This is a genomic window from Mesorhizobium sp. ANAO-SY3R2, from assembly GCF_042466635.1.
Taxonomy (GTDB): domain Bacteria; phylum Pseudomonadota; class Alphaproteobacteria; order Rhizobiales; family Rhizobiaceae; genus Aminobacter.
In genome coordinates this window covers 1,286,416-1,302,985 of sequence record NZ_CP159955.1, presented here as the reverse complement: position 1 = coordinate 1,302,985, position 16,570 = coordinate 1,286,416, and the positions used below count along the sequence as shown (strand labels likewise).

Below are 16,570 nucleotides of genomic sequence, written 5' to 3'. Positions count from 1 at the left end.
ATTCATGAGTCTCGAAAAAGCCATCGCACGTCTCAACCTCGAGCCGAAGGTGCTCGAACCCGGTCATGTCTGGCTGGCGGGTGCCGGGCCGGGCGATCCCGGCTGCCTGACGCTCGACGTGCTGTCAGCACTCGCCCAGGCCGATGCGCTGGTCCATGACGCGCTGGTGTCGCCCAAAATTGTCGCCGTCGCCGAACAGGCGGAAAAATTCTTCGTCGGCAAGCGCGGCGGCAGGCTCTCGATCCCGCAGGGCGAGATCAACGCCCTTCTGGTCAAGCTGGCTCGAGAAGGCCGCAAGGTCGTGCGGCTGAAAGGCGGCCATCCCTTCGTCTTCGGCCGCGGCGCAGAAGAAGCATTGGTGCTGACGCGGGAAAACATTCCCTGGCGCGCCCTTTCCGGCATCACCTCGGCGTTCGGCGGCCTGACCTCTGCAAATATCCCCGCGACCATGCGCGGGGTGAACGGCGCGATCATCCTTGCCACTGGCTTCGCCGCTGTCAGCGACGACCGCCCCGACTGGGCAGCGCTTGCCCGCACAGGCCAGCCCATCGTCATCTATATGGGCCTGACGCAAATGGCGGACACGGTCGCGGAACTGCGGGCGGCAGGCCTGCCCGCAGATACGCCGGCGGCATTCGTCGAGAACGCCTCGATGCCGCAGGAGCGCACGGTCACCACATCGCTTGGTACGCTGGTGGAAGCCGCCGCGCTTGAAAAAGTCGTTTCCCCTTCCCTCATCGTCATCGGCGGCATCGTTTCACTGCGCGCCGAACTCATGGGGCAAAAATGACCGCGCGCGGGCTGATCATCGGCGCACCGCGCTCCGGCTCGGGCAAGACCAGCGTCACCATCGGCCTGCTGCGCGCGCTCGCCCGGCGCGGTCTGCGCGTGCGCGGCGCCAAATCCGGCCCCGACTATATCGATCCCGGCTTCCATCGGGCAGCCACCGGCCTGCCCGGCGTCAATCTCGACAGTTGGGCGATGGCGCCTTCCCTGCTCAATCAACTCGCAACAGACGCTGCGACCGACACCGACCTGGTGATCATCGAAAGCGCCATGGGCCTGTTCGACGGCATACCCTCGGAGAAAGGCCGCTCCGGCTCGGCCGCCGATCTCGCGCGGCTCTACGGCCTGCCGGTGCTTCTGGTGCTCGACGTGTCCGGCCAGTCGCAAACATCGGCCGCCATCGCCAAGGGGTTTGCCACCTACGATCCCGATGTGCGCATCGCAGGCGTCGTGCTCAACCGGCTCGGCAGCGACCGCCACCGCCGCCTCGCCGGCGATGCCATCGAAGCGCTCAGCCTGCCGGTCGTCGGTGGCATTCTCCGCGACCCATCCCTTTCCCTGCCCGAGCGCCATCTCGGCCTCGTCCAGGCCGAGGAACACGCCGATCTCTTCGCCCATATCGACAAGCTCGCCGACATGGCCGAGCGCTCGCTCGATCTCGATGCAATCGTGGCACTCGCAACGCCGCTTGCGCCAGCCGGCGGCGACCAGAGCTTCGCTCTTTCGCCGCCCGGCCAGCGCATCGCCCTTGCCCAGGACGCCGCCTTCACCTTTCTCTATCCGCACGTCGCCGCCAATTGGCGCGCCATGGGTGCCGAACTGGTGCCTTTCTCGCCGCTCGCCGACCAGGCACCCGATCCTTCCTGCGACGTCTGCTGGCTGCCCGGCGGCTACCCGGAACTGCATCCCGGCCGGCTTGCTGCCGCCTCGAACTTCCTTTCCGGCACCCGCCGCTTCGCCTCGACAAAACCTGTCCATGGCGAGTGCGGTGGCTTCATGGTGCTCGGCGAAACCATCGAGGACGCCGATGGCGTCACGCACCCGATGCTCGGCCTGCTCGGTCACGCGACCAGCTTTGCCAAACGCAAGATGAACCTCGGTTACCGCCAGGCGCGGCTGTCGGCACCCTGCCCGCTCGGGGCCAAAGGCAGCGTCATCCGCGGCCACGAATTTCACTACGCCCAGACGATCAGCCAAGGCACCGACGCGCCGCTCGGCGAGATCGCCGACGGCCAGGGCAATCCGCTCGGCACGTTTGGAGGTCGGCGCGAGCACGTCAGCGGCACCTTCTTCCACGCGATCGCGCGAGGCTGAGCCATGGCCTCGCCGGCGAGCATCTTCGACGACATCCGCATCGGGCTGGTCTTCTTCACACGGTTGCCGCTGCCGCATTTCGAGGTGCGCGACCGGACCTTGGCCGACGCCATCTGGACCGCGCCGCTGATCGGGCTGCTCGTCGCCCTCATCGCCTGGCTGGCTTACGCCATCGCCAGCCTGCTTGGACTCTCTCCCGGCCTCGCCGCCGCGATCGCCATGGCTGCGGCGATGCTGGCTACCGGCTGCCTGCACGAGGACGGGCTGTCCGACACGGCAGACGGTTTTGGCGGCGGGCGCACACGGGAGAAAAAGCTCGAGATCATGCGCGACAGCCGCATCGGTACCTACGGCGCCTGTGTTTTGGTCGTTTCGATCCTTGCGCGCTGGAGCGCCATTGCCGAACTTGGCAACCCTGCCCACGTTCTTGTCGGGGTCGTCGTCGCCCATGTCGCCTCGCGTGCGCTCATCCCCACCTTCATGCAGATGCTGCCGCAAGCGCGCGTCGACGGGCTGGCGGCGGGTGTCGGTATGGTGTCCGATAGTGTCGTTCTGAGCGCACTGGGTATCGGCGCACTGGCACTGCTCTTGCTCGGCCTCAAGGGCGCAGTCGCCGCCGCCCTCTGCCTAGGGCTGCTGTTCTTCGCATTTCGCAAGCTTTGCCTCGCCCAGATCGGCGGCCAGAGCGGCGACACGATCGGCGCCCTGCAGCAACTGGCGGAAATCACGCTTCTGTTCGCCACATGCGCCATCCTTGCCTGAATCACTTTCGGAGACTTCGCAGCCATGGCCTTCAAATCGCTTGATGAATTGCGCGCCGCCTGTATTGACCTGCCGGCCGGAAACGGCCCCGCGGCGCAAGCCGTCGCCAACCGCCAGGAGACCCTGACCAAGCCGCGTGGCAGCCTCGGCAAGCTCGAATCCATCGCCGCCTGGCTGGCGCGCTGGCAGGGCCGCGACATGCCGAAGCTGGACAAGGTCAAGGTCATCGTCTTTGCCGGCAACCATGGCGTCACAGCCCAAGGCGTATCCGCCTATCCCTCCGAAGTGACGGTGCAGATGGTGGCAAATTTTGCCGGCGGCGGTGCAGCCATCAACCAGCTTGCCCGCGTGGCCGGCGCCGAACTGGCGGTCATCCCGCTCGAACTCGACCGCCCCACCGGCGATTTCACGCAAGGCGTGGCGATGGGCGAGGCCGACTTCCTTGCCGCTGTTTCATCGGGCTATGATTCGGTCGACCGTGACCTCGACCTCGTCTGCTTCGGCGAGATGGGCATCGGCAACACCACGCCAGCTGCGGCAATTGCCGCAGCACTGTTCGGCGGCACGGGGCGCGACTGGGCCGGGCGCGGCACCGGCGTCGACGATTCTGGTCTCTCCCGCAAATTCGCCGCCATCGACGCCGGCCTCGCCCGCCATGCAGCCAGCCTCACCGACCCTCTGGCGGTTGCAGCTAGCCTCGGTGGCCGTGAACTCGCCGCCATCTTTGGCGCCACCCTCGCCGCCCGTCATCTCAACGTGCCGGTTCTGCTCGACGGCTTCGTCGTCACCGCGGCCGCAGCCCCGCTGGCGAAACTGCACCCAGAGGGTCTCGCGCACGCGCTGTCCGCCCATGTCTCGGCCGAGGCAGGCCACCGGCAGCTGCTCGAAGCACTTTCACTGTCGCCGTTACTAGACATGGGCATGCGGCTCGGCGAAGGTTCCGGCGCCTGTCTCGCGGTCAACATCGTCCGTTCCGCGCTTGAGTGCCATGCCCGCATGGCGAGCTTCGCCGAGGCCGGCGTCACCGACAAATAGTCGGGATTTTCCGGTTCGACAGAGACACAACTGCCGAACCGGAAAACGATTTCTCCAGAAAGACTGCAGAGAGAGAAAAATTCTCCCGCTCTCGCCGGAGACGACCTGCCTCTGCCTCCCCGGCCTGCAGCCTCCCGACTATCTTGCGGCTCACTTTAGCCATTTGCCGCATGTCTCAGGAGAATGCCCCCATGAAACGCTTCCTTCTCGTCGGCGCAGCGCTCGCCGCGATCCTCGCCGGCCCGCTGCAGGCCCAGGCAGCCGACAAGCTGCTCAACGCCTCCTATGACGTCGCCCGCGAGCTGTTCGCGGCGGAGAACGCGGCATTCATCGCCGCCCATCCGGGTGTCACCGTCGACCAGTCGCATGCCGGCACCTCCAAGCAGGCGCGTGCCATCGTCGAGGGACTGGAGGCCGACGTCGTCACCTTCAACCAGGTCACCGACATCGAATTCCTGGTCAAGAACGGCTTCGTCTCCGACGACTGGAAGAAGGATTTCGCCAACCAGGCCTCGCCCTACTATTCGCTGCCATCCTTCCTGGTCCGCGCCGGCAATCCCAAGAACATCAAGGACTGGTCCGACCTCGTCCGCGACGACGTCAAGGTGATCTTCCCCAACCCCAAGACCTCGGGCAATGCGCGCTACACCTATCTGGCCGCCACCGCCTACGCCAAGGAGGCGTTCAAGGGTGATGATGCCAAGGTGAAGGAGTTCGTGACCAAGCTGTTCGACAACGTGCCGGTGTTCGACACTGGCGGCCGCGCCGCCACCACCACCTTCGTCGAGCGCAATATCGGCGACGTTTTGATCACCTTCGAGGCAGAGACCCGCTCGATCGCCAAGCAATACGGCTCCGACAAGGTCGAGAGCGTCATCCCCTCGGTCAGCCTGCTCGCCGAATTCCCGGTCGCCATCGTCGACAAGGTCGTCGACAAGCGCGGCTCGCGCGATCTGGCAAAGTCCTATCTCGACTTCCTCTACACGCCTGAAGGCCAGCGCATCGCCGCGCAGCACGGCAACCGTGTCCACGAACCGGCGGTCGCTGCCGAATTCAAGGACCAGTTCCCCGAAGTCCGCCTCGTCACCGTCGAGGACGTCTTTGGCGGCTGGGACAAGGTGCAGGCCGAGCACTTCGCCTCGGGCGGACTGCTCGACCAGATCTACGGCTCGCGTTGATCGTAGCCATCCATTGCCGTTGAAAATTGGAAAGCCGGTCAACACCGGCTTTCCTCATTGAAAATCTCCAGGAAGGCATATCAGTGGCGCGCCGCATTTTGCCGGGCTTTCCCCTCGCACTGGGGATAACCCTCGTCTACGTCTCGATCATCGTCGTGCTACCGCTCGGCGCGCTCGTCTTCAAGGCGGCGAGCCTCGGCTTCGAGGACTATTGGCGCATCGTCTCTTCGCCGCGCGCCGTCGCCAGCTATCGTGTCACTGCGCTTTCGGCACTTGCCGCTACCGTCTTCAATCTGGTCTTCGGCATGGCGCTCGCCTGGGTGCTGGTGCGCTACCGCTTTCCCGGCCGCCGCCTTGTCGATGCACTCGTCGACCTGCCCTTTGCGCTGCCGACCGCTGTCGCCGGCATAGCGCTGACGACGTTATTTGCCGAAAACGGCTGGTTCGGGTCGGTCCTTGCGCAAGCCGGAATCAAGGTCGCATACACCCCACTCGGCATCATGGTCGCCATGGCGTTTACCAGCCTGCCCTTCATCGTCCGCACCGTGCAGCCTGTTCTGGAAGATCTGGACCCCGCCCTTGAGGAAGCAGCGCAAACGCTTGGCGGGAGCGACCGTTCGATCTTCCTGCGCGTGATCCTGCCGCTGCTTATGCCCGCCCTGCTTGCCGGCCTGTCGCTGTCCTTCGCCCGCAGCCTCGGCGAGTTCGGCGCCATCATCTTCATCGCCGGCAACCAGCCGATGTCCACCGAAATCACAGCGCTCCTCACCTTCATCCGGCTCGAGGAATACGACTACCAGGCCGCCGCGGCGATTGCCTCGGTGCTGCTCATCGCCGCCTTCCTGATGCTGGCGGCCACCAACATCCTGCAGGCGCGTGCCCTGCGCTACACGGCGAGAGGCTGAGATGAGCGTTCCCGTCAAAGTCCGCCCGCCCCGCGTCGGCGACGCCCCGCTGTTCCGCCGCGCCCTCATCGGCATAGTGCTTGCGCTGGTCGCCATCGTCATTGTCGCGCCGCTGGCCGTCATCGGCGTCCAGGCCTTTTCGCAAGGCCTTAACGCCTACGCTGCCGCCATCGCCCACCCCGACACGCTGCACGCCATTGGGCTCACGGTAGTTACCGCGTTGATCGCCGTGCCGATCAACACAGCGTTCGGCGTGGCCGCTGCCTGGGCGATCACCAAGTTCGATTTCCGGGGCCGCCGCTTCCTGCTGGTGGTGATCGAAATACCGTTCTCGATCTCGCCCATCGTCGCGGGCGTTGCGTATCTCTTCGTCTATGGCCTGCAGGGTCTGTTCGGCCCGGCACTCGAATCCGCCGAGATCAAAATCCTGTTTGCACTGCCCGGCATCGTGCTCGCCTCGATGTTCGTGACCGCACCCTTCGTCGCCCGGGAGCTGATTCCGCTGATGCAGGCGCAGGGGCGCGATCTCGAGGAAGCGGCCACCTCGCTCGGCGCTTCGGGCTGGCGCACCTTCTTTTCGGTGACGCTGCCCAACATCCGCTGGGCGCTGCTCTACGGCGTGGTGCTGTGCAATGCCCGCGTCATGGGCGAATTCGGCGCCGTCTCGGTCGTCTCGGGCAACATCCGCGGCCAGACCAACACGCTGCCGCTGCATATCGAGCTGCTCTATCACGATTACCAGACCGCAGGCGCCTTTGCCGCCGCCTCGATCCTGGCGCTGCTGGCCGTCGTCACGCTGGTGGCAAAAGTCCTGCTCGAACGCCAGGGTGCCGGCCGTGGGCGCCGCCGCCCAGCCCTTGCGGCTCCCGCCACTGCCCCCAGAACCGCTTCCGCTGAGGTCTCGTCATGAAAATCCGCCTCGACAACGTCGCCAAAACCTTCGAGACCTTCCGTGCCGTGCGCGGCGTCTCTCTCGACATCGAAAGCGGCGAACTGGTCGCCCTGCTCGGCCCCTCCGGCTCAGGCAAGACCACCATCCTGCGCATGGTCGCCGGCCTCGAATATGCCGATGGCGGCCATATTCATTTCGGCGAAGAGGATGCCACCGACATCCCCGTGCGCGATCGCGGCGTCGGGTTCGTCTTCCAGCATTATGCGTTGTTCCCGCACATGACGGTTGCCGAAAACATCGCTTTCGGCATGAAGGTCTCGAAGGTGCGCCGCGACAAGGGCGCCATCGACACCCGCGTCACCGAGCTTCTGCGCCTTGTCCAGCTCGACGGGCTGGGCGAGCGGTTCCCCGGCCAGATCTCGGGCGGCCAGCGCCAGCGCGTGGCCCTCGCCCGCGCGCTTGCCGTCGACCCCAAGGTGCTCCTGCTCGACGAGCCATTTGGCGCGCTCGACGCCAATGTCAGGCGTGACCTGCGGCGCTGGCTGCGGGAGATCCACCAGGAACTCGGCATCACCACGCTGTTCGTCACCCATGACCAGGAAGAGGCGCTCGACCTCGCCGACCGCGTCGTCATCCTCGACAAGGGCAAGATCGTCCAGCAGGGCACGCCTGAACAGGTGTGCCGCAACCCGGCCTCGGCCTTCGTCATGAATTTTCTGGGCGACACCAATCGCTTTACCGCGACCGTTTCGGGTGGCCATGCCCGCCTGGGCGACGCGAAGATCCCGGCTCCCGGCATTTCCGACGGGCCGGCCGAGGTCTTCCTGCGCCCCAGCGATCTCGGCTGGAGCAGCGCCGGCGAAGGCATCCCCGCCACTGTAGCCCGCGTCATCGACCGGCCCGCCGGGCGGCGGATACTGGCCGTCACGGCCTCTGGCGAAGCAGTGGAACTCGACGTCGCCCCCGAAACCGAAGTCAACGCCCGCGAGCGAGGCATCATCACCATCGAACGGGCACGGGTCTATGCCGCAGCGTGATTTGGCGACAAAGTCCCAAGTCTTGCGGAAACCCAATGCCTTTCGGCTTGTCTAACCAGTCGCTGGCTTCTATCTCAGGTGAAAGCCGGAATGCGATGGGGACGAATCGTCATCCTGGGCCGTCTGCAACATGCTGCTACTGGCAGCCAAAGCCGGTGACACGTTCGCGCCATGCTGACTAAAAAAGGCAAATACGGCCTCAAGGCCCTCGTCTATCTGTCGCATCTGCCGTCCGGCCAACTCGCCTTTGTCGGCGACATCGCGACGGCCAACAACATTCCGAAGAAATTCCTCGACGCCATCCTGGGCGAACTGCGCAACGCCGGCTTTGTCCAGAGCCGCAAGGGCAAGGACGGCGGCTACCGCCTCGCCAAGCCGGCCGCGGAGATCAAGATCGGCCATGTCGTACGCGTACTGGACGGCCCGCTGGCACCCATCCCTTGCGCCAGCCGCACCCAGTACCAGCCTTGCGACGACTGCGACGAGGCCACCTGCCAGATCAGGCACATGATGCTGGAAGTACGCCAGGCGATTGCCGGCGTACTCGACAACCGTAGCCTGGCCCAGGTGCGCGACGCCGCCAATGACGACGTCCTTATCGAGGCGCTGCACCACGCCTGAGGCGGCTCCCGCATTCCTGGGCGCGGTGCCCTGCCCCAACGGGACTGATCGAATTCGCTGAATAGCCTTCTTGGGGATTGGAGACAGCGTCTGCTCTAGCCGATCAGTCCAAGCACCAGCGCCACGGTGAAGCCGAACGACGCCGCAAAGATGACATAGCAGGCGAGCTGGGCAAGGCTCACAGGCCGTGCCGGCGCTGCTGCATTCTGCGTGGCGCCGCCATTCGAGAGATACTGGGTCTGTGCCATCGCAATCTCCATCATTCCCATAGTCTATAAAACTAATAGACTTTGTCGATTGCTTTTTTCGTCGAAGGCCCGGATTCCTGTCCTGCGACCGCTAGCCGGCGCAGCATCTTATTCCATTCAGGCAGACCGGAGCGACTATTCTCCTCACTTGCCGCCTATTTCATCGGCGCGGCCCATTCATCGGGCCTCATCCTCGGTTTTCGTGCCTTTGCAGCGACAACCTCAAAGGCGCGGGCGCGCCTTTGAGGTTGTCAGAAATTCAGGCGTTGCGGCCGATCAATAGTAGCCACCGCGCGGGCAAGGCGCGATGTAAACCCGACCGTAGCGGTCGCGGAAGCGGCACTGATTGGGCTCGTTTGCCCGGCCGATCAGGGCACCGGCCACCGCGCCCACTGCACCTCCAACGAGTGCGCCTTCGGCCCGATTTCCAGGGGCAGCCACGGCGCTGCCGATCGCCGCCCCACCAAGACCGCCAATCGCAGCCCCCTGCTCGGTCTGCGAACACGCAGCCAAAGGCAGCAGCAGCGCAAGACTCAGAATCAGTTTCCTCATTATCGTCACTCCGAAACGATGAAGCGCCCGCCGGACCTACAATGCTCGGCGGCGCGATTCGATCCATCGCACCATCAGATGCGGGATCTCCATGTCCCTTCGAAGCGTTGGATGCACCGTCAATCAGGCTGCAATCGGGCGGGCGTGGACCGAACGGCTCAGCCGCTGGTCATGCGCTTCATAATCCCGGTCTTCCAGTAGAACTGGTGGATGACGGCGGCGCCGACATGCGAACAGATCAGAACCCACATCAGCGCCTTCAGCGGGCCGGAATGCACGAAGCCGGCGGTTTCCGAACCGAAATAGTATCGGGCGATGCCGGTCAGCGGCAGAATGAAGAAAAGCACATAGAAAGCGATATGCCCGATCCTGGCGGCAAGCTTGAGAACCGGCGGTTCGCCTTCGGGCTCGGCGGGCGCGCCCTGCAACAGCCGAAGGCCCAGGCGAAGGATCGCAAGCGCCAGCACCGCAATGCCGACATAGGCGTGGATGTTGGCCGACGCCACCTGGTCCGGCGTCGGGACCTGGCCCTGCCTGAGCAGATGGGCCCATTCGTTCATGCCGTCTGGCAGCAGCAGGTTGAAGACGATCAGAGCAGCCATCGTCCAGTGGACGATTCGCTGGGACAGGCTGAAGGCTACAGGCATTTCGCGCATACTCTTCTCCAATCGCGCAGCAAGCCGCGCCACTTCGAACCACGTCAAGAAATGATGTCGAATCTTCGACCGAACCGTCCGACGGTAGCACGCCTCAAGCGTAGCCAATCTTCGCCAAGCGCGTATGCCAGCGCGCGACGCGTTCGGCCCAGATTTTCGGAGAACAGTTCACGCTCTGAGCTTACGCAGGGCGATACAAGGACGCCCTTTAGTTCAAGAGACCAGCGGAACTATATGATCATTCGGGATAATTTGGTGGGTGCGACAGGGATCGAACCTGTGACCCGCTGATTAAGAGTCAGCTGCTCTACCAACTGAGCTACGCACCCACGCGATCGATGAGACGACCGTGGCCGCATATAGCCATACATTTTCGCGCTGTCCACCCCAACACCATCAGGAAGACGTCACGCGGGCCCGAAAAGAATGCCGACAATCACGGCGATGGCGGCGAACATCGGAGGGGCCGCCCACGGATGCCGCAGGCTCGCAGTTCGGCGACCCGAATCTGGAGTTTCGGATACGCTGTAAAATTGAATCAGCGGGTCGGAGCCTTGGCATTTCGCCATGCGACTCGCCTCTGCAGCGATCGGTGAATCGAATCTCCGCTCCTGCTCGCAGACGTTGCCGTCAAAGCCCCAGATTGTCGACGATCAGCTGCATTCGCAGCGCGAGGAATGCAGATTGCGCGGCCACCAATCCAGTGCACCAATCGGGCATAGCATTGAGCGGGAATTACAGGGCCGCTGTCAAAATTGACGACTTCCGTATAGACGAAATACTATTGTCTCAGCCAACAGAGCAAATATTTCAGGGGAATTAGTGGTGGGTGCGACAGGGATCGAACCTGTGACCCGCTGATTAAGAGTCAGCTGCTCTACCAACTGAGCTACGCACCCACACAGTCGTTTCAGCGACCGTGGGCGGCATATAGCCAAGCGATTTTGCGCTGTCCACCCCATCTGCCGCTTTTTCTTCAAGTCGGCAAAAATTCCTTCCTTCAGACCAGGAGAACGCCTTCGGATACCCTCACCGCGTGCCCCCCGACGCGCGCCGCAACCAGAATTCCGCCGGAAATGTCGAGCTCGAGCCTGATTCTCGAGGGGCGGCCCATTTCGATTCCCTGTTCGATCCAGAATCGCTGCCCGCCATCGGTCGGCCGATCGAAATGCATGATGGCGCCGGCAAAGGCGGCGGCGGCCGAGCCGGTGGCCGGATCCTCATAGGAGGGGCTGCCCGGCACGATCATGCGGGCATGGAAGGAACTTGTGTGGTCGACCGTCTCGCGGCTGTAGACATAGGCGCTAGCCACCGCGACATCGCTCTTGCGCGGCGCCAGCTCCATCCACGCCTCGTTGTCGAGCCGCACCTTGGCGGCGGCGTTGATATCGGCGACGGGCACGATGACATAGGGAACGCCCGCCGACCACAGCGACACGCGGTGATTCTCGAAGCCGATTTCGTGCGGCCCAAGCCCCAATGCCGCGCCGATCGCCTCGTCATCGGCCGACAGAGACAACTGCTCCGGCAATTTCGGCAGATCGAACTCGGCAAACAGGCCGTTGCCGAGCTTGTTCACCGCGCAGCGCACCAAGCCGATATTTTCCTCCAGCACGAAGATACCGGCGAGATCGTTGTCCGCGCCCATCTCTGAAAGGGCAATCGCCGTACCCACGGTGGGATGGCCGGCAAATGGCATTTCGTAGTCGGGAGTGAATATTCGAACCCTGGCTTTGTGAGCCGGATTCTTCGGAGGCAGCACAAAGGCCGTTTCAGACAGGTCGAATTCGCGCGCGATAGCCTGCATCGCCGCCGAATCCAGCCCGTTGCAATCCATCACCACAGCGAGCGGATTTCCAGCAAGCCTCTTTTCCGTGAAGACGTCATAGATGAAATACCTGCGTCCACGTGCCATGGCTGCTCCTTCCGGCTTCGGCGATGGTGAAGCTCACCGCCGATTTGCAATCCTAGAAGGATTTTGGGCGACCTTCAAAGGGAACTGGCTAAAGCGCAGCCTTGCGCGCAGTAACTGTCCCGGCGCAGGGCCACGCACCGAGCGATCACGGTGCGGCGCGTTCGGAGAAATGCCACTCCACCAGCGACCGCATGTGCGGCATCAGGCCTTCAGGCAGGTCGTGCATGCCGCGGATCACCACGGGCCCTTCGATCTCGGGATCGGGGTCTTGCGCCACGAACTGCCGAATCTGCTCGGCCAAGCCGTCGGCGGTCTCGGCCATGCGATAGCAGCGCACGATGACCGTGCCACTTTCAACCGACAGCGCATGGCACCGCGCCTCGCGGTGTGCTTGGCCAAGATCGAGACCGGTCTCCTCGCGCACCTCGCGCGCCATGTTGTAGTCGAGGTCGACCAGACCATCGCGAAAGTCCTCCGGCTCGAACGAGCCGGCGGCAAAATAGACCTTGCCGGCATTTGCCGTATGCGCGCCCATGCGGATCGCCACCAGCGCATTATCGCTCGAAATCAGCATGGCGTGCGCGAAGGCATGTTCAGCGCTCGTCACCGGCTTCAGCTTCCGCCACAGCATGAAGGTGGAATATCGGATGGCATGGCAGCGCCCCATTAGGCTGTTCTCCGCGTAGGCCAGTTCCGACAGCAGCACCATCGTGCCATCGAACAAGGCCGGTCGCGCGGCCTTTTCGGCCGCCCAGTTGGCCGCGATCGCCTCGGCATTGTCGCGTTCGAACGGATGCGGCCCCGAATCGAGCCTCACATCGACGACATCGACCGGCAGGATCACATTGCGAGGTATGTTGAAGGCCACGGTGTACTCTCTCAGGCGATATCGAGGGTGAACGCCACCGGGCAATGGTCGGAGGCTTTCGGACGGTCCCAGCCGGCACGCGGATAGCGCTCGACCTCTTGCCCCGGCGGAAAGATGGTGCGCCAAGGCTGGCCGCGGCGGACGATCTCGGGCATGGCCTGCACATTGGTCCGCGCCAGCGCCGGCGACAGCAGGATGTAGTCAAGCTGGCACAGATGCCGCTCCTGGGGGCCGCGCGTGTGATACAGCGTCCAGCGCTCCAACTCCGGCAGCCGTTCGACGACATTCTCGGCAAAACCATCGCCGAGCAGCACGTCGAGGCAGGAATTCGCTTCACTGACCGGCGTGAAGTTGTAGCCCTGATGCGAGTCACCCGCGATCAGTACCCTTTGGCGATAGTCGTTCATGTCGCCGCAGATCACCCAGCGCTTGTCGGCAGTGTGGTCCTTGCCGAAGCGGTCCTCGATGATGCGCCGCACCGCCTTCGCCTCGGCCATGCGGATCGGCATCGTGGCATCCCGACCGTTGAGGCCGTTGCGTGGCGAGCCCATCGACTTGAAATGCACCGAATAGACCGTCAGCGGCTTGCCGCCGATCTTGACGTCGATCTCCAGGCAGTCGCGCCGGAAAATGCGCTCGAACGGCTCCTGGCCAAGGGCCGCGAGTTCCGGCGTGTGCAGCCCGAAATCATCGAATGTGACATGCGCATGGCTGGTCATGCGTACGAACTCGATCGGCTGGCCGTGCGCGGTCTCCGCCCGCATCATCACCGCCACATCGATTCCGCGCGAGTCGTTGCCTGATGTCGTGTATTTCTGCTGGTAGCCCTGCCCCACCATCTTGAACAGGTAGCCATACTCGAAAGCCTTCAGCGCCTCGATATTGTCGACCTCCTGCAGGCAGATGATGTCAGCACGGGTGTCGGCAATCGCCAGCGCGGTCAGCTGCCGCATGTCGTCGGCGTGCGCGATGGCCCGGGCCTGCTCGAGCAAGCGGTATTCGGCCTCGCTGCGGATGTCGAACAGGGCGAGTGTCCGATCCTCGTTGAGCTGGTTCCGGTAGCCCGAAAAATCGAACCTGTTCATCAGGTTCTCGACATTGAAGGTGGCAAGGCGCAGCGACATGGCCGCGAGCATTGCCTTCATGTCAGGACAAACACAAGGCCCGGCGGCAGGCAAGGTCGGAAGGTGCTGTAGCTGGAACGTATCTATCCACGACGCGTTTATCCTCATCGTCGAGTCGCAGGCAACGCTACAGACCCAAACTGCATCGACGCGTTTTCCCTTGGAGACTTCCCTGGAGACCGCAGATGAAACCGAACCTGACAGGACTCGCGCGCTCGGGATTGATTGTCCTTGGCACGCTCGCCGGTGCCTCGTTGCCGGTGACCGCTGGCCCGATTTCGGTGCCACCCTTCAATTTTGCGCCTGCGCCTGCCCAGGCGCCGAATGTGCAGAACGCCCTTCTCACACACCCGTCGGGGAACGGGTATGACGGCATGGTACAACTCGTCGGCCGCGGTGGTGGCCGCATGATGCGCGGCGGCGGTGGCCGCCATGGAGGCTGGGGTGGTGGCGGCTTTCGCGGCGGCGGCTGGCACGGTGGCGGAGGCCGGAGTTTTCGTGCGAGCGCCTGGAGCGGCGGCGGCGGCCGCCACTGGAACGGCGGCGGCTTTCGCGGCGGCGGCTGGCACGGTGGCGGAGGCCGGAATTTTCGTGCTGCCGCCTGGAGCGGCGGCGGCGGCCACTGGAATGGCGGCGGGGGCCGCTGGCATGGCAACAACTGGCACGGCGGCTGGCGTGGTAACAACTGGCATGGCAATCGCTGGCATGGCAATAACTGGAATGGCAATAACTGGAACTGCTGGAACTGCGGATGGGGCGGCGGCTGGGATGATTCCTGGGCGGCCTGGGGTCTGGGCCTCGGTGTAGGTTCGGCATTGGCCTACAACAACTACAACAACTACTATGACTCTGGTCCCGGCTACTACGACTATGGCCCGTACTATACCTCGAGCTACACCCAGTCGGGCGGACATGTTCAGTGGTGCTACAACCGGTATCGTTCGTACCGGTCTTCGGACAACACGTTCCAGCCCAACAGCGGCCCGCGCCGGCAGTGCGTGTCGCCTTACGGCTGAGTGCGTCCAAGGCAATTGTCGCTGCGGCGCATTCATGCCGCCGCAGCGATACTCAGCAACATAACATGATGTTTACGACTGGCTCGTATGTGGTCGACGCGTGCGGACAAGTGCCTGCACAAGTGGACTGGAACGATGACCGAAGACGCCCCTAAGAACACGCCCCGCGAACACCGCAATCGCGTTCTCAAGGGAGCCTCCATCATCACCGGCGTCAACAATTCCGAGATTTCCTGCACCATCCGCAACATGCATCACAACGGCGCCGAGTTGCGCGTTCCGGTCGACGCCCGCATCCCCGAGCGTTTCCTGCTCTATGTCCCGGTGGACGGCATCGGCTACCGTGCGGTTGTCCGCTGGCGAAAAAGCGACCGCGTCGGTGTGCAGTTCGAAGGCACGGCGCCCAAGCCCGCCTGGCACTACGGCTGAGCGAACTGAAAAGGCCGGCGGATCGCTCCACCGGCCTTTTTTGTCTCGAAAGCCGAGCCAATTCCCCCTGCCACGCCAGATGGCCGGCAGGGTGAAACTGAAGCGATCGCCTTAGTTCTTGGCCTTGTCGACCAGCTGGTTCTTGGCGATCCCCCCGCGCGCCCGCAGGGCGAAGCCCGAGGACGCGCAGAAAGACAGGCGTGGAGCGCCCTTAGTTCTTGGCCTTGTCGACCAGCTGGTTCTTGGCGATCCACGGCATCATCGCGCGCAGCTTGGTGCCGACTTCCTCGATCTGGTGAGCGTCGTTCATGCGGCGGATGCCCTTGAAACGGGCTGCGCCCGAACGGTATTCCTGCATCCAGTCGGAGGTGAACTTGCCGGTCTGGATGTCGTGCAGAACGCGCTTCATCTCGGCCTTGGTCTCGGCGGTGATGATACGCGGACCCGTGACATACTCGCCCCACTCGGCGGTGTTCGAGATCGAGTAGTTCATGTTGGCGATGCCGCCTTCATAGATCAGGTCGACGATCAGCTTCACTTCGTGCAAGCATTCGAAATAGGCCATCTCGGGGGCATAGCCACCCTCGACCAGCGTCTCGAAGCCGGCGCGGATCAGTTCGACTAGGCCACCGCAAAGCACGGCCTGCTCGCCGAACAGGTCGGTCTCGCACTCTTCCTTGAAGTTGGTCTCGATGATGCCCGAACGGCCGCCGCCGACGCCGCATGCGTAGGAGAGCGCGAGATCGAGCGCGTTGCCCGAGGCGTCCTGATGAACGGCGACCAGGCAGGGAACGCCGCCGCCCTTCTGGTATTCGCCGCGCACGGTGTGGCCCGGGCCCTTCGGCGCGATCATGACGACGTCGACGGTCTTCTTCGGCTCGATCAGGCCGAAGTGAACGTTGAGGCCGTGAGCGAAGGCGATGGCAGCGCCATCACGGATGTTCGGAGCGATCTCGTCGCGGTAGATGTCGGCCTGCAGTTCGTCAGGCGTGGCCATCATCATCAGGTCGGCCCACTTGGCGGCTTCCGCAACCGTCATGACCTTGAGGCCGTCGGCCTCGACCTTCTTGGCGGTAGCCGAGCCGGCCTTGAGACCGACGACCAGTTCCTTGGCGCCCGAATCCTTGAGGTTCAGCGCGTGCGCGCGACCCTGGCTGCCGTAGCCGATGATGGCGACCTTCTTGCCCTTGATCAGATTGAGATCGGCATCACGATCGTAATAGACACGCATT

18 protein-coding genes and 2 tRNA genes are annotated in these 16,570 nt (G+C 63.8%); 11 read left to right on the top strand and 9 right to left on the bottom strand.

Going from position 1 to position 16,570, the window contains the following annotated elements; all coding sequences use genetic code 11:
• The first annotated feature begins 4 nt into the window (after positions 1-4).
• From cobA to ABSY17_RS11000, 9 genes are all read left to right on the top strand, one after another.
• Entirely contained in the window at positions 5-790 is a 786-nt protein-coding gene (gene cobA / locus ABSY17_RS11040; RefSeq protein WP_378950212.1) for a uroporphyrinogen-III C-methyltransferase, read from the top strand.
• Complete coding sequence (locus ABSY17_RS11035) at positions 787-2,100, top strand: cobyrinate a,c-diamide synthase (protein ID WP_378950211.1); 1,314 nt, start codon at positions 787-789, stop codon at positions 2,098-2,100. The genes cobA and ABSY17_RS11035 overlap by 4 nt, the downstream gene beginning before the upstream one ends.
• A gap of 3 nt (positions 2,101-2,103) precedes the next feature.
• Positions 2,104-2,862, top strand: coding sequence for an adenosylcobinamide-GDP ribazoletransferase (gene cobS / locus ABSY17_RS11030; RefSeq protein WP_378950210.1), 759 nt, complete (start codon positions 2,104-2,106; stop codon positions 2,860-2,862).
• A 24-nt stretch (positions 2,863-2,886) separates the two neighbouring features.
• Positions 2,887-3,897 carry a nicotinate-nucleotide--dimethylbenzimidazole phosphoribosyltransferase gene (cobT, locus tag ABSY17_RS11025; protein WP_378950208.1) on the top strand — a complete coding sequence of 337 codons (1,011 nt, stop codon included), beginning with the start codon at positions 2,887-2,889 and terminating at the stop codon, positions 3,895-3,897.
• A 191-nt stretch (positions 3,898-4,088) separates the two neighbouring features.
• The gene (gene cysP / locus ABSY17_RS11020; RefSeq protein ID WP_378950206.1) at positions 4,089-5,075 is read left to right on the top strand and encodes a thiosulfate ABC transporter substrate-binding protein CysP; all 987 of its coding nucleotides are present in this window, start codon (positions 4,089-4,091) and stop codon (positions 5,073-5,075) included.
• A gap of 83 nt (positions 5,076-5,158) precedes the next feature.
• Entirely contained in the window at positions 5,159-5,980 is an 822-nt protein-coding gene (gene cysT / locus ABSY17_RS11015; protein WP_378950204.1) for a sulfate ABC transporter permease subunit CysT, read from the top strand.
• A gap of 1 nt (position 5,981) precedes the next feature.
• Positions 5,982-6,890 carry a sulfate ABC transporter permease subunit CysW gene (gene cysW, locus ABSY17_RS11010; RefSeq protein ID WP_378950202.1) on the top strand — a complete coding sequence of 303 codons (909 nt, stop codon included), beginning with the start codon at positions 5,982-5,984 and terminating at the stop codon, positions 6,888-6,890.
• Positions 6,887-7,909: a sulfate/molybdate ABC transporter ATP-binding protein gene (locus tag ABSY17_RS11005; protein WP_378950200.1), complete on the top strand. Its 1,023-nt coding sequence runs from the start codon at positions 6,887-6,889 to the stop codon at positions 7,907-7,909. Before cysW ends, ABSY17_RS11005 begins: the two co-directional genes overlap by 4 nt.
• A 171-nt stretch (positions 7,910-8,080) precedes the next feature.
• A complete protein-coding gene (locus tag ABSY17_RS11000; protein ID WP_378950198.1) occupies positions 8,081-8,530 on the top strand; it encodes an RrF2 family transcriptional regulator in 450 nt (149 codons plus the stop codon).
• 95 nt (positions 8,531-8,625) lie between these two features.
• On the opposite strand, the gene ABSY17_RS10995 is transcribed toward ABSY17_RS11000, so the two are convergent.
• From ABSY17_RS10995 to ABSY17_RS10960, 8 genes are all read right to left on the bottom strand, one after another.
• Positions 8,626-8,778 carry a hypothetical protein gene (locus tag ABSY17_RS10995; RefSeq protein ID WP_378950196.1) on the bottom strand — a complete coding sequence of 51 codons (153 nt, stop codon included), beginning with the start codon at positions 8,776-8,778 and terminating at the stop codon, positions 8,626-8,628.
• 276 nt (positions 8,779-9,054) lie between these two features.
• Positions 9,055-9,330, bottom strand: a complete 276-nt coding sequence (locus tag ABSY17_RS10990) for a glycine zipper domain-containing protein (protein ID WP_378950194.1) — start codon at positions 9,328-9,330, stop codon at positions 9,055-9,057.
• A gap of 158 nt (positions 9,331-9,488) precedes the next feature.
• Positions 9,489-9,986 (bottom strand): cytochrome b, encoded by a 498-nt coding sequence (locus ABSY17_RS10985; protein ID WP_378950192.1) that lies wholly within the window; start codon positions 9,984-9,986, stop codon positions 9,489-9,491.
• A 253-nt stretch (positions 9,987-10,239) separates the two neighbouring features.
• Positions 10,240-10,315: transfer RNA gene (locus tag ABSY17_RS10980), tRNA-Lys, on the bottom strand.
• Positions 10,316-10,809: 494 nt separating this feature from the next.
• Positions 10,810-10,885 (bottom strand) — tRNA-Lys (locus tag ABSY17_RS10975).
• Between the two features lie 101 nt (positions 10,886-10,986).
• Positions 10,987-11,901, bottom strand: coding sequence for a PhzF family phenazine biosynthesis protein (locus ABSY17_RS10970; protein ID WP_378950190.1), 915 nt, complete (start codon positions 11,899-11,901; stop codon positions 10,987-10,989).
• 145 nt (positions 11,902-12,046) lie between these two features.
• A complete protein-coding gene (locus tag ABSY17_RS10965) occupies positions 12,047-12,769 on the bottom strand; it encodes a hypothetical protein (RefSeq protein ID WP_378950188.1) in 723 nt (240 codons plus the stop codon).
• Between the two features lie 11 nt (positions 12,770-12,780).
• Positions 12,781-13,893: an endonuclease/exonuclease/phosphatase family protein gene (locus tag ABSY17_RS10960; protein ID WP_378952595.1), complete on the bottom strand. Its 1,113-nt coding sequence runs from the start codon at positions 13,891-13,893 to the stop codon at positions 12,781-12,783.
• 185 nt (positions 13,894-14,078) lie between these two features.
• Between ABSY17_RS10960 and ABSY17_RS10955 the strand changes: the two genes are divergently transcribed.
• Both ABSY17_RS10955 and ABSY17_RS10950 read left to right on the top strand, forming a co-directional pair.
• Complete coding sequence (locus ABSY17_RS10955; protein WP_378950186.1) at positions 14,079-14,909, top strand: BA14K family protein; 831 nt, start codon at positions 14,079-14,081, stop codon at positions 14,907-14,909.
• A 135-nt stretch (positions 14,910-15,044) separates the two neighbouring features.
• Entirely contained in the window at positions 15,045-15,338 is a 294-nt protein-coding gene (locus tag ABSY17_RS10950; protein WP_378950184.1) for a PilZ domain-containing protein, read from the top strand.
• 211 nt (positions 15,339-15,549) lie between these two features.
• Here ABSY17_RS10950 and ilvC read toward each other — a convergent pair whose 3' ends face one another.
• Positions 15,550-16,569, bottom strand: coding sequence for a ketol-acid reductoisomerase (ilvC, locus tag ABSY17_RS10945; RefSeq protein WP_378950182.1), 1,020 nt, complete (start codon positions 16,567-16,569; stop codon positions 15,550-15,552).
• Position 16,570 lies beyond the last annotated feature (1 nt).

What these genes read in the sequence shown, in the direction of transcription:
- ABSY17_RS10960 (WP_378952595.1), bottom strand. Translation starts at nt 13,893, where the DNA reads ATGTCGCTGCGCCTTGCCACCTTCAATGTCGAGAACCTGATGAACAGG.
- ABSY17_RS10955 (WP_378950186.1), top strand. Translation starts at nt 14,079, where the DNA reads ATGAAACCGAACCTGACAGGACTCGCGCGCTCGGGATTGATTGTCCTT.
- ABSY17_RS11035 (WP_378950211.1), top strand. Translation starts at nt 787, where the DNA reads ATGACCGCGCGCGGGCTGATCATCGGCGCACCGCGCTCCGGCTCGGGC.
- ABSY17_RS10970 (WP_378950190.1), bottom strand. Translation starts at nt 11,901, where the DNA reads ATGGCACGTGGACGCAGGTATTTCATCTATGACGTCTTCACGGAAAAG.
- ilvC (WP_378950182.1), bottom strand. Translation starts at nt 16,569, where the DNA reads ATGCGTGTCTATTACGATCGTGATGCCGATCTCAATCTGATCAAGGGC.
- ABSY17_RS10950 (WP_378950184.1), top strand. Translation starts at nt 15,045, where the DNA reads ATGACCGAAGACGCCCCTAAGAACACGCCCCGCGAACACCGCAATCGC.
- cysP (WP_378950206.1), top strand. Translation starts at nt 4,089, where the DNA reads ATGAAACGCTTCCTTCTCGTCGGCGCAGCGCTCGCCGCGATCCTCGCC.
- ABSY17_RS10985 (WP_378950192.1), bottom strand. Translation starts at nt 9,986, where the DNA reads ATGCGCGAAATGCCTGTAGCCTTCAGCCTGTCCCAGCGAATCGTCCAC.
- cysW (WP_378950202.1), top strand. Translation starts at nt 5,982, where the DNA reads ATGAGCGTTCCCGTCAAAGTCCGCCCGCCCCGCGTCGGCGACGCCCCG.
- ABSY17_RS11000 (WP_378950198.1), top strand. Translation starts at nt 8,081, where the DNA reads ATGCTGACTAAAAAAGGCAAATACGGCCTCAAGGCCCTCGTCTATCTG.
- ABSY17_RS10995 (WP_378950196.1), bottom strand. Translation starts at nt 8,778, where the DNA reads ATGGCACAGACCCAGTATCTCTCGAATGGCGGCGCCACGCAGAATGCA.
- cobA (WP_378950212.1), top strand. Translation starts at nt 5, where the DNA reads ATGAGTCTCGAAAAAGCCATCGCACGTCTCAACCTCGAGCCGAAGGTG.
- cobS (WP_378950210.1), top strand. Translation starts at nt 2,104, where the DNA reads ATGGCCTCGCCGGCGAGCATCTTCGACGACATCCGCATCGGGCTGGTC.
- ABSY17_RS11005 (WP_378950200.1), top strand. Translation starts at nt 6,887, where the DNA reads ATGAAAATCCGCCTCGACAACGTCGCCAAAACCTTCGAGACCTTCCGT.
- cobT (WP_378950208.1), top strand. Translation starts at nt 2,887, where the DNA reads ATGGCCTTCAAATCGCTTGATGAATTGCGCGCCGCCTGTATTGACCTG.
- ABSY17_RS10990 (WP_378950194.1), bottom strand. Translation starts at nt 9,330, where the DNA reads ATGAGGAAACTGATTCTGAGTCTTGCGCTGCTGCTGCCTTTGGCTGCG.